The following is a 16461-nucleotide window of genomic DNA, read 5'->3' on the forward strand; positions in this document are numbered from 1 at the left end:
CACCTGTTCCCATACCGAACACAGTAGTTAAGCACTTGAACGTCGAAAGTACTTGGGTGGAAACGCCCTGGGAGGATAGAAAACTGCCAGTTAAACAAGAAGCACTCATGTATATGGGTGCTTTTTTCGTATGGAAAAAACTTTAAACTCTTCCTAAAAAGAAGTTAACGAATATAGGACCACCTCAACTTGGTGGTCCTATTGTAAAACTTCCATAATAAAATTATTTTCCCAATCTTTTTTGCATAGTTTTTTGATAGTAGCCGCTTTTTTTGATAGGGTTTTTATATCGACATTATGATTGTTTTGAACAATGATTACAGCTAAAGATATTGTCATAAGCGGGAATTCACCAATTTGATCACTACGGTTTTTGGCTACAATATAACCTAACTGACGATGTTCAGCTGAATAAAATAATTTTGATTCCTTGGCAAATACATCGATGATGTGCTGACATATTTTTGTAGTTTCAGTTCCTGGCAAAAACATAATGAAATCATCACCACCGATATGACCGAGAAAAGAATTTTTATAAAGCCGATTGATACATTGATTTAATATTGAAGCGGTTGTAATTAAAACGGTATCACCAGCATCAAAACCATATACATCATTGTAAATTTTAAAATTATCTAAGTCTATGTAAATAGCTGTGAAGGGAATTTGGTTACGTAAATAATATTTTAGTTCGGAATCAATCATTTTATTTCCAGGTAGATCCGTTAGGGGATTTGCATCTTTGGCACGATTTAATTCTATTTTCGTTGATATTTCCAAGAGATCCTTAATGGTTGCTATTCCAAAATATTTTTCTTTTTTTGTAATGATGATCGAATCATAAATATGGTCAGGCTGACGCTGCATGGAGAGTTTTGTGGCTTCATTGATGGGGGTATTATAATCTAAATGCAGAGGTGATGAGTTCAGTAATAATTTTATTGGCCGACTGCTATAGATTGATAAACCATAATTTGTCGCTAAGTGGCTCAGAAAAGTATCTTTGCTAATAAGCCCAATTGGATATTCATTATCGACGATGATGATATCTGATTCTTTTTGATCCAACTGTAAATGAGATAATATCTCTTTACCAAGTGTTGTCGAAGAAAAAGGTTTCTTTTTTTTTGCAATCGTACCTATTGGCGTACTTAAGAAAATATTACTAGATTGCTCTTTTTTGTAACATTCGTTTTTTTTTATCAATTCGATTAGTTCAGTTGAAATGTCATTTAAGGTTGGTGCCGGTCTACATAAGTAAAAACCTTGTCCATAATGAATACCCATCGACATTAATGTGAGTAAATCTTCTCTCGTTTCAATGCCTTCGGCAATGATTTCCATTGATTTTATCGCCGAAATATCAACTAATGATTTTACAATGGCTTGTTTAATCTTATCATTATGTACACCTTGGATTAATTCAAGGTCGATTTTTATAAATTGCGGGGTGACTTTGGTCAATAATGTTAGACCTGAATAACCAGACCCAACATCATCTAGAGCAATGGAATAGCCTTGGCTTTGATAATTATTCAAAACTGCGCGGAAATTTGCATAATCATTAATAATTGTTTTTTCGGTGATTTCAAAAATAATATGGTTGCTATTGATATTTGATTCTGCTAATAGCTTTTTTGTCGTTCCTTGGTGAAAATCTTTGTCATACAATATTTTAGGATCGACATTTAAGAATAATAGTTGATTTGTTAACATGGGTTTCGCATTTTTTATTGCTTTTTTACGGCATAGATAATCAAGTTTCCATAATTTATCGTATTGAGAAGCAATTTTAAACAAATCTTCGGGATTAGCCAAAATGCTATTTTTAGGACCGCGGCTGAGTGCTTCATAGCCAAGAATGGTACCATCTTTTAAATTTACAATTGGTTGATACACTGGTGTAATGAGTTCTCCTTCAATGATGCGTAATAATTCGTGTTGAGGTGAAAAAGACAAAACATTGCCTCCTAAAATTTTATTTATAGTCTCCTTTTACTACTATAACAAATTTTATAGGTAATTAGACTAAGTTTTGGTTAATTTTTAGTTAATACTTAGGTTATATTTTAATAAAAAACAGCTGTATTTCACTTTCGTGAAATACAGCTGTTTATGCCACGTATTTTATTAAGACGATGCCCGTAATCATGCAGGCAATACCTGCGATCGCGCTATTTTTAAGGCGCAGACCATAAAATGTCATATCGACAAAAGTCGTTAAAATCAATCCGGCGGCGCCCCAAAAAGCATAGGCGATGCTAAGATCCATTGTTTTGATGACTTGGGAAAAAGCAATAAAAGCTAAAAGAATCGATACAATTGCGGCCAGACCCCAGAGTTTTTGTCGAAATCCATTTGATTTTTTTAAAAAAATATTTGCAGCAACATCTAGTAAAATGGAGAGGCTGAGGAAAAGCATTTCGTTATTCATTTCAATCACCTGCTTCTTTCGTTGCTGCCATTTTTCAATAAAAGAATGCCAGCAACGATTGTTGAAATGCCAATTATTTTGGTGATGGGTAAATGTTCATGGAATAAAAAGAAACCAATGAACGTAATAGCAATCAGTCCAGCACCTTCCCATACGGCATAGGAAAGACTCAAGGAAATCTTAACAATTGCTTTTGATAAAAAGAAATACGATAAAGCCATCATGGCTAACCATAAAACATATCCTACAATAGGTTCATTTTGATCGACGATATTTATTTTGATTAGCGTCGTTCCTATTACTTCAGTAATGACTGCTAAAAACAAAGCGCACCACTGTAGCATAATATCTAACCCCTTACTATAAACCAAACTGCCCGGTCATTTATTTTATAAAGTATATATTCTTTATATGTATATTGTATCATTTATGATAGTACCTTGGCGAATGACGCTATTCATGCCAATCCTGCACTATACAGCCCAATCCTGCGCCAATCGGGATAGGCATGCTGCTCCGTACATCTCCTTGCATCTCCATCGAGTTCCGTGGACTTCGATCGATTTGAAAGGTTTGTACGCATTTTCCTTTTTTCACAAAATGAAATATAATACCATAAAACATTTTTTTTTGTGATTTATATATATATAATGATAAAAATGAAAAAATATTGCAAAAAATAGAATTGCATGTTATTATCAAATTAAAATTAGTTATTACATCTAAATAGAGGAGGCTGGTTCGTTGTTAGCACAAATAAAGGGGAAATTATTGGTATCGTGTCAAGCTTTGCCGAATGAGCCGCTGCATAGTCCATTCATTATGGGGCGTATGGCAAAAGCGGCGCAAGAAGGTGGTGCTGTTGCTATACGAGCACAGGGAGTAGCGGATATTCAGGAAATTAAAAAAATAACAGGTTTACCAGTTATCGGTTTAATTAAGCGAAATTATGCCGATTCAGCTATTTATATTACACCGACAATACGTGAAGTTGATGAACTTTTAGCAACAGGATGTGAGATGATTGCACTTGATATGACAAATCGAAAAAGACCAAACGGGGAGTCTATGCAGTCTTTAGTTGCGCGAATCAAGAAACAAAAAGTAGAGGTTTTAGCCGATATATCAACGTATGAAGAAGCCGTGCAGGCGGTACAATATGGTGTAGATGCAGTGTCGACAACGATGGTTGGCTATACGGATTATTCAAATTTATCGATAGGACCTGATTTTGCTTTAATAGAAAAATTAGCAGCGGACTTAACGATCCCTGTATTAGCTGAGGGGAAAATCAATACACCAGAGGATCTGGCACATGTTTTTGCGGCGGGAGCTTATGCGGCAATTGTTGGCTCGGCGATAACTAGACCGCAACTTATTACAAAAAAGTTTGCTGCTGTAATACAAAATTAATTTTGCATAGACTAGGATAAAATAGCTGTATTATAAAATGAAAAAGGAGAGAAGTCTGGATGAGTATTTTTGATACAACAGGCAATAGCACTTTTTTTGAAAAGGCACAGCGTTTTGGTAAGTCTTTTATGCTGCCGATTGCGGTATTACCCGCGGCAGGTTTATTGCTCGGTATTGGTGGAGCTTTGTCAAATCCGAATACTGTAAAAACATATCCGTTTTTGGATATTTCGTGGCTGCAAAATATTTTTATTATTATGTCCGATGCCGGATCTATCGTTTTTGCTAATTTGGCAGTATTGTTTGCAGTGGGGATTGCTGTTGGCTTAGCACGAACTGATAAGGGAACAGCTGGACTAGCGTCGTTGCTGGCTTTTCTTGTCATGAATGCCAGTATCCATGCTTTGCTTAAAATTACGGGAACTTTAGCCACCGATAACCTTGCTGGAGCTGGACAGGGGATGAGCTTAGGGGTTCAGACGCTGGAAACTGGCGTCTTTGGTGGTGTGGTGATTGGCCTTATGACTTATTTTTTGCATTATAAATATAATAAAATTGAATTACCGCAATTTCTCGGCTTTTTTGGTGGGTCACGCTTTGTGCCAATTGTCAGTTCTTTTGCCGCAATTTTTGTTGGGGCAGTTATGGTCGTTGTGTGGCCGCATTTTCAAAAACTGATTTTTGGCATGGGGACATTGGTCGATTCTACGGGATATATAGGTACTTTAATTTATGGATTTGTGCTTAGAATGCTTGGCCCTTTTGGATTGCATCATATTTTTTATCTACCATTTTGGACAACAGCCCTGGGTGGCAGTGCAGTGGTCAACGGACAGCTTGTGGAAGGAACGCAGCGAATTTTCTTTGCTCAGCTTGGTGATCCAACAACGCAGCAGTATTATATTGGCATTTCAAGGTTTATGTCTGGCCGTTTTATCACAATGATGTTTGGACTGCTTGGTGCCTGTTTAGCGATGTATCATACGGCAAAACCGGAAAACAAGAAAGTGGTTGGTGGGCTCTTGCTGTCGGCGGGCTTAACATCGTTTTTGACAGGGATAACAGAACCAATCGAATTTTCATTTTTATTTGTAGCACCGGCACTTTATGTATTACATGCATTTTTTGATGGCTGTGCATTTATGATCGCCCATATGTTACAGATTACGATCGGGCAAACTTTTTCGGGAGGATTTATTGATTTTGTTTTGTTTGGTATCTTACAAGGAACCGCAAAAACAAATTGGGTTTTAGTTCCCCTGGTGGGTGTTCCGTGGTTTTTCTTATATTATTTTTCCTTTCGGTATTTGATTGTGAAATTCAATTTTAAAACATTAGGCAGAGAAGATGCTGAAATGGAACCAGTGACTGTGCTTTCAAAGGATGCAGCACGCCCGGAGCTGATTCTTAGAGGCCTGGGTGACCGAGATAATATTGTAGATCTTGACTGCTGTGCAACACGTTTGCGGGTCACCGTAAAAGATGGCAAAAAGGTCAGTGAACGGATCTTAAAAGAAAGCGGTGCCATTGGCGTTTTGCAAAGCGGTAATGGGGTTCAAGTTATCTATGGTCCACAAGTTACTGTAATTAAAAGTGAAATTGAAGAGATTTTTACAAAGCGCAACGAATAAGCGGCAAAATAAAAATCATTTTGTCAGGATGTTTTTGGATAACTAGGAGATTTTTTTGAAATGAATATAATTAAACAGCTAGCAAAACCTAAATTTAAGGTATCAAAGTCGGATAAAATTTTAATGGAATATATCAAACAAAATATCGAAAGAGTGTCTCATACGGCGATTTCACAATTGGCTAAGGAGTGCGGGATCGGTGAATCAACGATCACGCGTTTCGTAAAAAAAATGGGCTTTTCCACTTTGCCAGACTTTAAAGTGGCCTTGGCGCAAGAGTTAATGTTTGTCAACCAGCGTTATATTATTAATCGCAATATTGAAAGTGATGAAACGGCATTGGTTACCGCGCGTAAATTATTGGATGCAAATATTGGAACACTGGAAAAGACCTTGAATTCATTAAAAAATGAGGACATTCAGGTCAGTGCTGAACTATTGATGACAGCACGACGCATCTATTTTATTGGCATTGGAAATTCTGGCTTTATGGCACAAGATTCAGCTTATAAATTTTTCCGGATTGGTCTTGATTGTACCAGTTATGACAACAGTCATCAAATGATTATGATGGCTTCACTGGTGCAGGACAAAGATATTGTTGTGGCGATTTCGCATTCAGGGAACACAATTGAAGTTATAAAAACGGTGGAGTTAGCTAAAACAAATGGGGCTAAAATTATTGCTATTACGTCGAATCAACATTCGCAGTTACAAGCTATAGCGGATTTGCATCTTGCGTATGCAGCTCGTGAAACATTGCTGGAGACGGGGTCAATTTCAGCGAAATTGGCACAGCTGTTTTTGATGGATCTTGTTTATACGCAAGTCGTGAAACAAATGCCTGCTGTCGCCGAAAAAAAGAAATGCCTGACAACGCAGGCCATTGAATTATTAAGATGAAAATTTCATTTATGATGCATTTGATGGAATGTTTAAAAATATTTAATCGATAGAGGTGTGAGAGGAGAGTATTATGCGTATTATTATTACGGAATCTTATGAAGAAATGAGTACGGCTGCGGCGAGGATTGTGGCCGGACAATTGTACTTAAAGCCAAATAGTGTACTTGGTTTGGCTACGGGAAGCACACCGCTTTTGATGTATCAAAAGCTCGTGCAGGTTCATGAACAAATTGGTTTGGATTTTTCTGAGGCGATTAGTTTTAACTTGGATGAATATTTGGGTTTAGAGCCAGGTAATCCACAAAGTTATCATTATTTTATGCATGAACATTTTTTTGATAAAATCAATATCAAGCCGGAAAATATTTATATTCCGAATGGCAATCCGGATGATTTGGCAAAAGAATGTAAACATTATGACACATTAATCGAGGGTAAAGGTGGTATGGACTTACAAATATTAGGGATTGGGCAAAATGCTCATATCGGCTTTAATGAACCGGATATTAAGTTTGAAGCGACGACACATAAAGTGAAACTTGACGAGGAAACAATTGAGGCAAATGCAAGATTTTTTACTACCCCTAAGGATGTGCCGCGTTATGCAATCAGTATGGGGATTAAGACCATTATGCTGGCGAAAAAAGTAATTTTGTTAGCCAATGGGAAAAATAAAGCGGAAGCAATCTATAAGGCTATTTATGGTGGTGTTCGTCCTGACGCACCAGCATCTATCTTGCAGCTGCATCAAGATGTTATCGTTATTGTCGATAAAGAGGCAGCGGCTCTTTTACCGAAATAGCAACATGTTTTGTAAAAGCTTTACTCGTAAATTTTGATTTTTAGGTGGTTCTGCAGGATAATAGAATCCGCTTCTAGAATGATTGCAAAATCTCGTTTTCTTTATCGTGCAGTGTTGTACATTGCTTAGCACTGTAGGTTAGGGGTATAATAAATGAGTTTCCAAGCAAGTAAATTATATTTAGGAGGAGGTCTATATTTATGGGAAACTGGTTTTCAAAATTACAAAGCATCGGTAAAGCTTTGATGCTGCCGATTGCTGTATTACCAGCAGCGGCTTTATTATTACGCTTTGGTGCACCGGATTTATTGAATATTCCTTTTATTGAAAAAGCAGGGGCCGCTGTATTTGGCAATTTAGCACTTTTATTTGCCATTGGTATTGCGGTAGGTTTGGCGAAAGATAATAATGGAGCGGCAGGTTTGGCTGGTGCCATTGGTTATCTTATTTTAACGGAAGGGCTGAAGGCAATTAATCCCGAACTCAATATGAGTGTTTTAGCGGGGATTATCAGTGGGATTGAAGCGGGTGTTTTATATAATCGATTCTATGATATCAAGTTACCGGAGTTTCTCGGCTTTTTTGGCGGGCGGCGATTTGTACCGATTATTACAGCACTGGTATCAATCGTTTTGGCGGGGATTTTTGGCGTAATTTGGGCACCGATTCAGGTATTTATTCATTCTCTGGGGGAATGGATTATTGGTGCGGGCGTCGTGGGGACTTTTGTTTATGGTGTTTTGAATCGTTTGCTGATTCCAGTTGGTCTGCATCATATTTTGAATAGTTTTATTTGGTTTGTATTCGGCAATTACACAGATGCCGCTGGTAAAGTGGCAACGGGTGATTTGAACCGTTTCTTTGCTGGCGATCCACATGCGGGAATGTTTATGGCAGGATTTTATATCATATTTATGTTTGGTATGCCAGCCGTGGCATTTGCTATGTATCGGGCAGCCAAACCGGAAAATCGCAGTAAAGTTGCCGGGGTCTTGATTTCTGTTGCTTTTACTGCATTTTTAACGGGGATTACGGAACCAATCGAATTTATGTTCATGTTTTTGGCACCAGGTCTTTATGCAGTCCATGCAATTTTGACGGGGCTTGCGCTGTCAGTCGTTTATAGTTTTGGTGTTTTGCATGGATTTGGTTTTTCAGCAGGGCTTATCGATTATTTACTAAATTGGGGGCTGGCGACGAAACCGGCGCTGATTATTCCAATTGGTTTGGTATTTGCCGTGATTTATTATGTTATCTTCAGCTGGGCGATTCGTCATTTTGATATTCCGACAATTGGCAGATATGATACTGAAGATGATAATAAAGCAGGTGATAATACCAATATTGATGCCTATACGAAACAAATCGTAGCTCATTTAGGTGGTACGGAAAATCTTGAAGCAGTGAGTTCATGTATTACACGTTTGCGTTTAACTGTCAAAGATGCCGCACAGGTAGATGAAGCGGCTCTAAAAGCACTTGGTGCAGCTGGGGTCATCAAAAAAGGTCAAAATGTGCAGGTTGTAGTTGGCACCAGGGCAGAACTTATCGCGAATGAAATGAATGCTTTGGTAAAACAAGAAAAAAAGTAGATACATTGCTTTTGTTATAGCATCAAAACGATGATTTTAAACGAGGAATGGGGCTGCGGCAAAAGTTTGTCATAACCCCATTCCTTTTTTCTATGGTAAAATAAATCTTGGGAGATGAATCATATGAAGGCAATTATCAATGGGAAAATAATCTTAGACGATCAAATTTTAACAGGACAGGTCCTTTTATATAATGAAACCATAGAAAAAATAATACCCGATACCTTTTTTTCAGCAAATTCCGCTGATTTGGTAATCGATGCAGAGGGTAAATATGTATCTGCCGGATTTATCAATTTACATATTCATGGCTGCCATGGTTTTGATGCGATGGATGATACTCCAGAAGCACTGGATACAATTCGTGAAGGTATGGCACAAAGTGGCGTGACGGCATTTTTGCCAACGACCATGACCTATGATTTTCCGACAATTTATCGCAGTTTTGATCAAATTAGAGCGGCCATGGGGAAAAAAATGGGTGCGAAAATTCTCGGGTGTCATGTCGAAGGACCTTTTATCAGTGAAGTTTACAAGGGAGCGCAGAGTTCAAAGTATATTATTACACCGGATTTTTCCTATTTAGAACCTTATAAAGATATTATAAAAATCGTTACGATTGCCCCAGAAAAACTGGTCGACGATACATTTATGAAAGAGTGTAAAAAAAATCATATTGTGGTCTCAATGGGGCACAGCTCGGCAACCTATGAGGAAGCCATGGCGGCGATTGCGGCTGGCGTGGGTCAAGTTACCCATCTGTTCAATGGTTTGCAGCCGCTTCATCACCGTAGACCGAGTGTGGTAGGAGCGGCCCTTGATACAGCAGTGACTTGTGAAATCATTGCGGATAATGTGCATGTGCATCCAGCTATGCAGCGACTTGTTTATAAAATAAAAGGAAAAGACCAGCTTATTTTAATTACGGATTCCATGCGTGCTTGTATGCTGCCGGATGGAGAATCAGAGCTGGGCGGGCAGGTTGTAATCGTCAAAGATCAGATTGCAACACTTCGTGATGGTACCATTGCCGGGAGTGTATTGACCATGAATGAAGCGATTCGACGCTTTTGGCTAAATACGGGAGTGCCGCTGCAAGATGTAATACGACTTGCAACCATAAATCCAGCAAAAGAACTTATGATTTATGATAAAATGGGGTCAATTGCTGTTGGCAAAGAAGCAAACTTGACATTTTTTGATGATAACATTTTTATTTCGCAGACCATTGTAGAAGGCCACGTAGTTTATCAGAAAGATTAAAATAAGAAGTGATTGCCATATAAATAGAAGGAGTGACAGTATGTTTGGTTTATTTAATAAGAAAAAATTTGAAATTTATGCACCGGTTTTAGGCAAGGTGATTGATATTACAGAAGTGGAGGATGCGGTTTTTTCATCGAAAATGCTGGGGGATGGATTTGCGGTGGAACCTGAAACAGATTGTATTTTGGCACCCTGTGATGGTCAGATCGTTTTACTGGCAGGGACAAAACACGCGGTGGCAATCGAAAAAGATGGCGTGCAGATTCTAATTCATGTGGGACTCGATACCGTGGAGTTAAATGGAGCGGGCTTTGAGGTTCATATTAAAGAAAATGATTCGGTCAAACAAGGCGATAAATTGATTACGTTTGATCGGAATTATATTCTTTCGCAAGAGAAAAAACTGACAACAATTGTTGTATTAACGAATATGGCAGATAAAGTTAAAAATGTGGTAAAAACGTTGGAAGATAGTAGTGGTAAGATACTGGTTATCGAACCTAAGTGAGTAGAAAATGTCCGTTTTGGTATAAAACTGAAACGGGCATTTTTATTTAAAATAAAATGAAATAACTATATCATTTATTATTTAAATAAATGAATAATGTATTGCATTTTATTGTGGCTTGTGTTAGACTACAATCAATTCATAAGCGATGCTTAAAATAAATTTGGAGGTTGATTTCATGCAAAAAGAGCGGTGGGGAGATTGTGTTTGGATTGGCGTTGACATTGGTACTACCGGAGTTCGGGCAATTGCTTATCAGCCCGATGGACAGAAACTGAGTTCGGCTGAAGTTCTGTATCCATTGGATACACCGCATCCGGACTGGGCGGAACAGAATCCCGCGCAGATTTATAATGCGGTGGAAAGCGTTGTGAAAGATACAGCGGATGCGTTACGTTATAAAGGTAAAATACTTGCCGGCGTGGCCCTGAGTACAGTTATGCATAGTTTTGCCGCGATGGATGCTGATAAAAATTTTCTAACAAATATGATGACTTGGGCAGATAGCCGCAGCTCAGATATTGTAAAGACGATGAAGCTCGATGCAGAACTTTGCAATCGTTTTTACCAAAAAACTTGTTGCCCAGTTCATGCTTGCTATCCAATGACTAAAATTTTATGGCTGCGCAAGCATCATCCAGATTTATTTGGTCGCATGTCGTATGTCAGTTCCATTAAAGATTATGTGTTTGAGCATTTTACTGGCGAGTGGGTCGTTGATAAATCTGTTGCGAGCAGCAGTGGACTTTATAATGCGGCAAATTTGCAGTGGGATACGGATATTCTTCAGTATTTAGGCATAACAGAAACTGCTTTGCCTCAGGTTGTAGCAACGACCTATCATCAGGCAATTTTGCCGACAGCGGCACAGCGCATGCATTTGCCAAACGGGATTCCGATTGTTATTGGAGCAACGGATGGGGTGCTGGTAAATGTTGGCATCGGTGCGGTTCAACAAGGTCAGCTCAGTGCCACAATCGGCACAAGTGGTGCTTTGCGAATGTTGACTGCGGTACCGAAGGTTGATCCTAAGGGACGGACGTGGTGCTATAATCTTACCGATGATATGTGGGTTGCCGGTGGTGCAATCAATAATGGTGGGATTGTGATGCGCTGGATGCGAGATAAAGTCTGTCATTATGGCAGCGCCCAGATGGAAAATCTGGATGTGGATGCCTATGATCTTATGACGATGAAAGCGGGGCGGGTTGCAGCCGGGTCTGATGGTTTGCTGTTACTGCCGTTTTTTACAGGCGAAAGAGCTCCTTATTGGAATTCGGACCTGCGCGGTATGTTTTTTGGTTTATCTTTGAATCATGGCCGGTCACATATGATACGAGCTGCGATGGAAGGGGTTTGTTATAGTCTCAATAGTGTTTTACTGGCATTGCGAGATTTTGGTGATGTCCAAGATATACGTGTGAGTGGTAGTTTTACTAAATCACCCTTATGGCTTCAAATTATGGCTGATGTGTTTGGTGAAACGTTAACTTTGCCCGATAACAGTGAGGGAGCAGCGTTTGGCGCAGCGGTATTAGGTTTTATTTCAACAGGTATTATACATAGTATTGAAGATACAGCTTCCTTAATCCAGCCTAAAAAAATATATACACCACAAGTAGAAAATGCAGCGGTGTATGCAAAACTATATGATATTTATGATCGGCTTTATTGGAACGTGCAGCAGGAATTTTCCGATCTCGTGGCTTATCAGAAAACAATTTAAAATACAGACAAAGGGGTACATTGGGATGAAATTAGGACTAATTGGTATTGGGAAAATGGGCTATAATTTGGCTAAAAACATTTTAGCAAACGGGCATGAATTGGTGGTTTATGATGTTATGCCAGCTAATACGAATGGGCTAAAAGAAAAAGGGGCAAACATAGCGGCAGATTTGGTTGATATGGTAAATCAACTTGAAAGTCCGCGGGTATTATATATGATGGTTCCTGTTGGTAAACCGGTAGAAGAAACGCTGAATTTGCTTAAAACAGTATGTCAGCCGGGGGATATCATTGTCGATGGCGGTAATTCGTATTATGGTGATACGGTTCGGCGGAGTGAAGAATTAAAGAAAGTTGGGCTGTCTTATTTGGATTGTGGAACGAGTGGCGGTAAAGAAGGGGCGTTAGAGGGGGTTTGTGTGATGATTGGTGGCGATGAATCCGCTTATCAACATTGTCAGCCGCTTTTTGAGAGCATTTCTATATCTGGAGGCTGTCTATATACAGGTCCATCTGGTAGTGGTCATTATTGTAAAATGGTACATAATGGTATTGAATACGGCATGATGCAGGCGATGGCGGAAGGTTTTGAAGTTTTACAAAAGAGTGAATACAAATATGATATGGAAAAAGTTGCGGGAATGTGGAATCATGGCTCTGTCATTCGCAGCTGGCTTATGGAACTGGCAGAAAATGCATTTCGCGAAGAGGGCAGTCAGCTGTCGGGTTTAAAAGGAATTATGCATTCGACCGGTGAAGGAAAATGGACGTTAGAAGAAGCCTTGGCAAAACAAATTTGTACGCCGGTGATAGCATTGTCAGTTCTTATGCGTTATCGTTCAATGGAAGAAGATACATTCAGCGGGAAAGTGGTGGCAGCCTTGCGTAATCAATTTGGCGGTCATGCCGTGGAGCATCAATAAATATATAGATCCATTTTATCGACGGTCGTGTTTTTCATCTAGGGTGTCTTACTAGTTAAGACATCTACCTTTTTACCGATAAATGATGAGAATATAACATTTATTTGTAAAAATAGAGATAGAATTACTTCTTGTTTATATATCTAGAAAGAAAATAACAGGGTTTTCAGTAATAATTCAAAAGGGGGATTTACATTATGCCATTATTTATTTTAGCTTGCGGTATTTTTCTGCTATTTTTCCTAATTGTGAAGGTGAAATTGAATAGTTTTCTGTCCTTGGTTTTAGTGGCAATGGTTGTGGGCTATGCAGAAGGTTTGCCTATTATTAAAATTTTACCGACGATTCAGAGTGGCCTTGGCGCAACACTGGGCGGATTAGCGATTGTCATTAGTTTCGGTGCTATGCTTGGTAAGCTTATGGCTGAAAGTGGTGGAGCACAGCGTATTGCAACGACGCTTATTAATGTGTTTGGTCGTAAAAATGTAAAATGGGCGGTATGTTTGACGGGTTTTGTTGTAGGCATTGCTTTGTTTTATGAAATTGGGTTTGTTCTTTTAATTCCGTTGGTATTTACGATTGCCGTAGAAGCTAAGATCCCACTGCTGGAAGTGGGGATTCCGATGGCGGCAGCTTTATCAGCGACACATGGTTTCTTGCCACCACATCCGGGCCCTACGGCTATTGCTGTAATTTATAATGCTGATATTGGTTTGACGCTGCTTTATGGAGCTATCTTGGCTGTACCTGCTGTAATTATTGCGGGACCTTTGCTTTATAATACAGTGAAAGATCTTAATCCGGCAGTACCACAAGGTTTATATAGTCCAAAAGTTTTTACGGAGGAAGAAATGCCTTCTTTTTTGACCAGCATTTCGACCGCGTTGATTCCTGTTATATTAATGGCAGTTTCTGCTGTGGCAAAGCTGACGATGTCTGGTGATTCTGTTGTCCAAAATGTTCTGGTTTTTTTAGGGACACCGGATATGGCAATGTCTATTTCGGTTGGGATTGCCATATTTACCTTCGGATTGAATCGGGGGAAAAGTATGACCGAAGTAATGAAAATTGTTGAACAGGCTGTTTTGGTTATTGCAATGATTTTATTGATTGTGGGTGGCGGCGGCGCTTTAAAGCAAATCTTGATTGAAAGTGGCGTGGGCAAATATATTGGCGCTTTAATGGCGGGATCTAATCTTTCACCCTTGCTTTTGGCCTGGTTGATTGCAGCCGTTATTCGTATTTCGGTAGGTTCAGCGACAGTAGCTGCTTTGACAACGGGCGGAATTGTAGCACCGCTTATCGCAATGTCTGGTGTCAGTCCAGAACTGATGGTTTTGGCAACAGGTGCGGGGAGTCTAATTGTTAGTCCACCAAATGATCCGGGATTTTGGTTGTTTAAAGAATTTTTCGGGCTTACGATTAAAGAAACTGTCCGTACTTGGTGTGCACTTGAAACAACTATTTCAGTTGTTGGACTGATCGGTGTCTTGGCAATTAACGTGTTTGTCGGTTAAAATGATATAATAATTTGTGTAGGAGGAGGCGGAGTTTATGAAATATGAAGTAACGATTACGAATATCGGTGATTTTTCCCTTCAATTATTAAAATTGCGCGAAAGCATGATTTTATTCGATCGAGATGTGCCATATGAATATCTCGATATGGTTGTGGCTCATACGAAAGATGAAGTGAGCGGTTTGATTGAAGTTGGTGGTACTGTGCTTATAGCGGATCATGAATACACGATAACAGCGATTGGTTCTGATGCATTAAACACGTTAAAGGAACATGGTCACTGCACATTGTTATTTAATGGGAAAGATACCGTGGAACAGCCGGGACAGATTGCCATGTCGGGGAAAGGAATACCTCGGGTTATGGTCGGTGATACAATTTGTTTTGTCTGATGATAGTGTAATATTTTCAAGAGTCGCGAACATAAGCGGCTCTTGTTTGTTTTTTCCCTAAATCACGTTATAATGGAGGAATGATTAAGGAACGGAGTGGTTTACGTTATGGAGAAAGCACAATTTGTCCAATTGCCAATTCTACGGAGCAGCTATCAAGATTTGACAAAATCGGAACGACGGATTGCGGACTATATTATCGAAAATGAAAAAAATATTATGGAACAAACTATTTCAGATATTGCAGCGAATACGGGAAGTGCAGAAATTACAGTATCTCGATTTTGTAAAAAATTGGGATTTAGTGGTTTACAAAGTTTGAAAATTGCGTTGGCAGGAGAACTTTTTACACCGGATGAGAGTATATATCAAGATATTCATCGAACCGATTCATATGAAGCGCTGGCTGGTAAAATATTTCAGAATATTAATGATGGACTGCAAGATACCCTAAAATTACTTGATTTTAAGACGATCGAAAAAGCTGTAGCGGTTTTATGCAAAGCCCGCAGCGTTGCTGTCTATGGGTTTGGCAATTCGGCAACAGTCTGTCGTGACATAGAAACACGATTCATGCGATTTGGCATGTTGATTCATGCTTATGAAGATTCACATATGCAAGTTACTTCGGCTTCGCTTTTGACAGCCGCCGATGCTATAATTGCGGTTTCGCATACAGGTGCTACGATTGAATTACTACAGTCCGTTGATATTGCAAAAGAAAACAATGTACCCGTCATTGCAATTACGAGTTATGTTCATTCGCCTTTGGCCAAACGGGCGGATTTCGTTTTGCATGGGATGGGACGAGAAGTGCGGTATCGCTCGGAAGCTGTTGCATCGCGACTCGTACATATGGCTATTGTAGATTTGTTGTATACGGGTATATCCTTAAATGATACAGAAAAATACATAAATCATATGAAAAAAATGCGACAGGCCATTGCTAAACGGCGAGTTTGAGCCTAGCTAAAAGAAATTTAAAAACAAAAAATGTTTTTTAAAAAAAGTATTGACAGTAAAGCTGAAAGAGTGTAGTATATTACAAGTCGCCAATAACAACGGCGAAAACAAAAAAACGAAATCACGGATTCACTTGTCTTTAAGGCAATGACATCAACTGGTTTCAAAAAAAGATATTGACAGCCGCTTGCGGATGTGATAATCTATACAAGCTGACTTAAGCAAGTGCCAGCAACGTGTTCTTTGAAAACTAAACAATGTAGAAAACAAAAAGATATATGTACACCAACATGTATCAAGCCAGATGTGCGGTTTTCGAACGCTTGCGTTTGAAAACAACAACTAACAATTTCTTTTAACAAAAAAGATAATTTAGATTTTTAA

The 16461-nt window shown here is 39.0% G+C and carries 15 protein-coding genes and 1 rRNA gene; 13 read left to right on the forward strand and 3 right to left on the reverse strand.

Annotated features, from left to right (window positions below):
• Nucleotides 1-92: ribosomal RNA gene (gene rrf, locus BMY14_RS19945) — 5S ribosomal RNA — on the forward strand; the annotation flags it as partial.
• A gap of 106 nt (nucleotides 93-198) precedes the next feature.
• Here rrf and BMY14_RS19950 read toward each other — a convergent pair.
• The 3 genes from BMY14_RS19950 to BMY14_RS19960 all read right to left on the reverse strand — a co-directional run bounded on the left by BMY14_RS19950 (nucleotide 199) and on the right by BMY14_RS19960 (nucleotide 2778).
• On the reverse strand, nucleotides 199-1959 hold the full coding sequence (locus BMY14_RS19950; protein ID WP_019555595.1) for a GGDEF domain-containing protein: 1761 nt from the start codon (nucleotides 1957-1959) through the stop codon (nucleotides 199-201).
• A 154-nt stretch (nucleotides 1960-2113) separates the two neighbouring features.
• Nucleotides 2114-2434, reverse strand: a complete 321-nt coding sequence (locus BMY14_RS19955; RefSeq protein WP_091835891.1) for an SMR family transporter — start codon at nucleotides 2432-2434, stop codon at nucleotides 2114-2116.
• 5 nt (nucleotides 2435-2439) lie between these two features.
• Nucleotides 2440-2778: an SMR family transporter gene (locus BMY14_RS19960; RefSeq protein WP_091835894.1), complete on the reverse strand. Its 339-nt coding sequence runs from the start codon at nucleotides 2776-2778 to the stop codon at nucleotides 2440-2442.
• A 400-nt stretch (nucleotides 2779-3178) separates the two neighbouring features.
• Between BMY14_RS19960 and BMY14_RS19965 the strand changes: the two genes are divergently transcribed.
• The 12 genes from BMY14_RS19965 (at nucleotide 3179) to BMY14_RS20020 (ending at nucleotide 16077) form a co-directional block, all read left to right on the forward strand.
• Nucleotides 3179-3847, forward strand: a complete 669-nt coding sequence (locus BMY14_RS19965; protein WP_091835897.1) for an N-acetylmannosamine-6-phosphate 2-epimerase — start codon at nucleotides 3179-3181, stop codon at nucleotides 3845-3847.
• 59 nt (nucleotides 3848-3906) lie between these two features.
• A complete protein-coding gene (locus BMY14_RS19970; RefSeq protein WP_091835900.1) occupies nucleotides 3907-5478 on the forward strand; it encodes a PTS transporter subunit EIIC in 1572 nt (523 codons plus the stop codon).
• A 60-nt stretch (nucleotides 5479-5538) separates the two neighbouring features.
• Nucleotides 5539-6381: a MurR/RpiR family transcriptional regulator gene (locus tag BMY14_RS19975; protein ID WP_091835903.1), complete on the forward strand. Its 843-nt coding sequence runs from the start codon at nucleotides 5539-5541 to the stop codon at nucleotides 6379-6381.
• Between the two features lie 73 nt (nucleotides 6382-6454).
• Nucleotides 6455-7186, forward strand: a complete 732-nt coding sequence (gene nagB, locus BMY14_RS19980) for a glucosamine-6-phosphate deaminase (protein ID WP_091835906.1) — start codon at nucleotides 6455-6457, stop codon at nucleotides 7184-7186.
• A 200-nt stretch (nucleotides 7187-7386) separates the two neighbouring features.
• Nucleotides 7387-8778: an N-acetylglucosamine-specific PTS transporter subunit IIBC gene (nagE, locus tag BMY14_RS19985; RefSeq protein ID WP_091835908.1), complete on the forward strand. Its 1392-nt coding sequence runs from the start codon at nucleotides 7387-7389 to the stop codon at nucleotides 8776-8778.
• Nucleotides 8779-8901: 123 nt separating this feature from the next.
• Nucleotides 8902-10041, forward strand: a complete 1140-nt coding sequence (nagA, locus tag BMY14_RS19990; protein ID WP_091835912.1) for an N-acetylglucosamine-6-phosphate deacetylase — start codon at nucleotides 8902-8904, stop codon at nucleotides 10039-10041.
• A 40-nt stretch (nucleotides 10042-10081) separates the two neighbouring features.
• Nucleotides 10082-10552 carry a PTS sugar transporter subunit IIA gene (locus tag BMY14_RS19995; protein WP_091835915.1) on the forward strand — a complete coding sequence of 157 codons (471 nt, stop codon included), beginning with the start codon at nucleotides 10082-10084 and terminating at the stop codon, nucleotides 10550-10552.
• 178 nt (nucleotides 10553-10730) lie between these two features.
• Nucleotides 10731-12278, forward strand: a complete 1548-nt coding sequence (locus tag BMY14_RS20000) for a gluconokinase (protein WP_091835918.1) — start codon at nucleotides 10731-10733, stop codon at nucleotides 12276-12278.
• Between the two features lie 25 nt (nucleotides 12279-12303).
• Entirely contained in the window at nucleotides 12304-13203 is a 900-nt protein-coding gene (gnd, locus tag BMY14_RS20005) for a phosphogluconate dehydrogenase (NAD(+)-dependent, decarboxylating) (RefSeq protein WP_091835921.1), read from the forward strand.
• 197 nt (nucleotides 13204-13400) lie between these two features.
• Nucleotides 13401-14720, forward strand: a complete 1320-nt coding sequence (locus tag BMY14_RS20010) for a gluconate:H+ symporter (protein WP_091835924.1) — start codon at nucleotides 13401-13403, stop codon at nucleotides 14718-14720.
• 37 nt (nucleotides 14721-14757) lie between these two features.
• Nucleotides 14758-15114, forward strand: coding sequence for a PTS glucitol/sorbitol transporter subunit IIA (locus tag BMY14_RS20015; RefSeq protein WP_091835927.1), 357 nt, complete (start codon nucleotides 14758-14760; stop codon nucleotides 15112-15114).
• Nucleotides 15115-15222: 108 nt separating this feature from the next.
• Nucleotides 15223-16077, forward strand: a complete 855-nt coding sequence (locus tag BMY14_RS20020) for a MurR/RpiR family transcriptional regulator (RefSeq protein WP_091835930.1) — start codon at nucleotides 15223-15225, stop codon at nucleotides 16075-16077.
• The last annotated feature ends 384 nt before the right edge of the window (nucleotides 16078-16461 follow it).

The organism is Propionispira arboris (genome assembly GCF_900109225.1).
Classification (GTDB): domain Bacteria; phylum Bacillota; class Negativicutes; order Selenomonadales; family Selenomonadaceae; genus Propionispira; species Propionispira arboris.

What these genes read in the sequence shown, in the direction of transcription:
- BMY14_RS19955 (WP_091835891.1), bottom strand. Translation starts at nt 2,434, where the DNA reads ATGAATAACGAAATGCTTTTCCTCAGCCTCTCCATTTTACTAGATGTT.
- BMY14_RS19960 (WP_091835894.1), bottom strand. Translation starts at nt 2,778, where the DNA reads ATGCTACAGTGGTGCGCTTTGTTTTTAGCAGTCATTACTGAAGTAATA.
- BMY14_RS19970 (WP_091835900.1), top strand. Translation starts at nt 3,907, where the DNA reads ATGAGTATTTTTGATACAACAGGCAATAGCACTTTTTTTGAAAAGGCA.
- BMY14_RS19975 (WP_091835903.1), top strand. Translation starts at nt 5,539, where the DNA reads ATGAATATAATTAAACAGCTAGCAAAACCTAAATTTAAGGTATCAAAG.
- nagB (WP_091835906.1), top strand. Translation starts at nt 6,455, where the DNA reads ATGCGTATTATTATTACGGAATCTTATGAAGAAATGAGTACGGCTGCG.
- nagE (WP_091835908.1), top strand. Translation starts at nt 7,387, where the DNA reads ATGGGAAACTGGTTTTCAAAATTACAAAGCATCGGTAAAGCTTTGATG.
- nagA (WP_091835912.1), top strand. Translation starts at nt 8,902, where the DNA reads ATGAAGGCAATTATCAATGGGAAAATAATCTTAGACGATCAAATTTTA.
- BMY14_RS19995 (WP_091835915.1), top strand. Translation starts at nt 10,082, where the DNA reads ATGTTTGGTTTATTTAATAAGAAAAAATTTGAAATTTATGCACCGGTT.
- BMY14_RS20000 (WP_091835918.1), top strand. Translation starts at nt 10,731, where the DNA reads ATGCAAAAAGAGCGGTGGGGAGATTGTGTTTGGATTGGCGTTGACATT.
- gnd (WP_091835921.1), top strand. Translation starts at nt 12,304, where the DNA reads ATGAAATTAGGACTAATTGGTATTGGGAAAATGGGCTATAATTTGGCT.
- BMY14_RS20010 (WP_091835924.1), top strand. Translation starts at nt 13,401, where the DNA reads ATGCCATTATTTATTTTAGCTTGCGGTATTTTTCTGCTATTTTTCCTA.
- BMY14_RS20015 (WP_091835927.1), top strand. Translation starts at nt 14,758, where the DNA reads ATGAAATATGAAGTAACGATTACGAATATCGGTGATTTTTCCCTTCAA.
- BMY14_RS20020 (WP_091835930.1), top strand. Translation starts at nt 15,223, where the DNA reads ATGGAGAAAGCACAATTTGTCCAATTGCCAATTCTACGGAGCAGCTAT.